General features: G+C 70.9%; 1 protein-coding gene and 1 pseudogene. Both read left to right on the top strand.

Annotated features, from left to right (window positions below):
* Positions 1-304, top strand: a pseudogene (locus ACE026_RS13505) (anti-sigma factor); the annotation flags it as partial.
* An 82-nt stretch (positions 305-386) separates the two neighbouring features.
* Complete coding sequence (locus ACE026_RS13500; protein WP_486039374.1) at positions 387-1913, top strand: DegQ family serine endoprotease; 1527 nt, start codon at positions 387-389, stop codon at positions 1911-1913.
* Positions 1914-1967 lie beyond the last annotated feature (54 nt).

Here is a 1967-nt window from a genome sequence, read left to right as displayed (position 1 = left end):
CACGCGCACCCAGCAGGCCGCGCGCAGCGCCGCCGAGCGCAGTGCCGAGCCGCAGCGGGCGATTGCCAGCCAGGCGCCGTTGGCCCCGGCCATGCCGGCGGCCGCCGCGCGGCAGTTCCCGTTCGGTGAGGTCGGCAATCTACAGGCCAAGCCTTGGCCGCGCTCCAGTCTGGCCCCGGCCGCAGGCGGCGCGCTCAATGCGAGCTTCTCCACACAGGCGCCGCAGGCCGCGTTCTATCCGTTCGAGCCGCGCCTGCAGGAGTCGGCCGAATCGGCCGAACCTGCGCGCCGGCACCGCGACTGAGCATCGTCGCGCTGACGCTCCGCTCCGGCCTGTGCGCCGGAGCGTTCCCCCCTTTGTTCCCTGACCCGGAGGTTCGTGTCTGATGACCGCCCGTATCCGTACCCATGCCCTGGCGCTGATCGCCATGACGCTCCCACTGGTGGCCTGCGCGCAGTCGCCGTCCCCGGCCACCGCTGCCGCGCCGGCGGCCGCTGCTGCACCCCGCGCGCCGGCGCCGCAGCTGGTCAGTGGCCTGCCGGACTTCACCAATCTGGTCGAGCAGGTCGGGCCGGGCGTGGTCAATGTCGAGACCACCATCGTGCGCAGTAACCGCCAGGCACGCATGGCCGGGCCGTCCGACCAGGACATGCCGGAATTCTTCCGTCGCTTCTTCGGCCCGGATTTCCAGATGCCGGGGCAGGGCGCGGACGGCCCCGATGACGGCACCCCGAGCATCCGCGGCCGCGGCATGGGCTCGGGCTTCATCATCTCCGCCGACGGCTACGTGTTGACCAATCACCACGTCGTGGCCGATGCCAGTGAGGTGAAGGTCAAGCTCGGTGATCGTCGTGAGTTCACCGCCAAGGTGGTCGGCAGCGACCAGCAGTACGACGTGGCCCTGCTCAAGATCGACGGCAAGAATCTGCCGACGGTGCGTGTGGGTGATTCCAACACCCTCAAGCCGGGTCAATGGGTGGTCGCGATCGGTTCGCCGTTCGGGCTGGACCACTCCGTCACCGCCGGCGTCGTCAGCGCGGTCGGCCGCAGCACCGGCGGCCCGGACCAGCGCTACGTGCCCTTCATCCAGACCGACGTGGCGATCAACCAGGGCAATTCCGGTGGCCCGCTGCTCAATACCCGTGGTGAAGTGGTCGGCATCAACTCGCAGATCTTCTCCGCTTCTGGCGGCTACATGGGGATCAGCTTCGCGATCCCGATCGACCTGGCCATGGGTGCGGTCGAACAGATCAAGAAGACCGGCCGGGTCAGCCGCGGCCAGCTCGGCGCGGCGGTCGGTCCGATCGATGGCCTGAAGGCCCAGGGGCTGGGCCTGCCGGACAGCCGCGGCGCGCTGGTCAACGAGGTGGTCGCGGGCAGCGCGGCGCTCAAGGCCGGTATCGAGCCGGGGGATGTGATCCGCTCGGTCAATGGCAGCCCGATCAACACCTTCAGCGATCTGCCGCCGGCCATCGGTGCGCTGCCGCCGGGCAGCAAGGTCCGCCTGAGCGTGCTGCGCGATGGCAAGGAGCGGGAGATCACCGCCACCCTGACCGAGCTGGCCGAAGACGCCGAGCGTGGCGCCGCCCGTCCTGCCGCGGACGCGGCCAAACCCGAGGCCGGCGCCAACGCCTTGCTGGGGCTGGAGGTGGCCGATCTGACCGCGCCGCAGCGCCAGCAGCTGGGCCTGTCGGCGGGCGAGGGCGTGCGCATCACCCGGGTCAACGGCCAGTCGGCGCGTGACGCCGGGCTGTCGCCGGGCCTGGTGGTGCTGCAGGTCGGCCGGACCCCGGTCGGCAGCGTGGCCGCGCTGAACAAGGCGCTGGCCGGATACAGCAAGGGTGATGTGGTCATGTTGCTGATCCGCGCCAACGGCAACAGCGCCTTCGTGGCGGTCAAGGCCGGGCAGTAAGCCCCGCCCCGCCTGCGTTTCCGGGCCCGCTTCGGCGGGCCCGGTCGTTTGTGG

The organism is Stenotrophomonas sp. AGC87, assembly GCF_057333975.1.
Note: the sequence above shows the minus strand (reverse complement) of the source record. Positions and strands in the feature narration are given on the sequence as shown.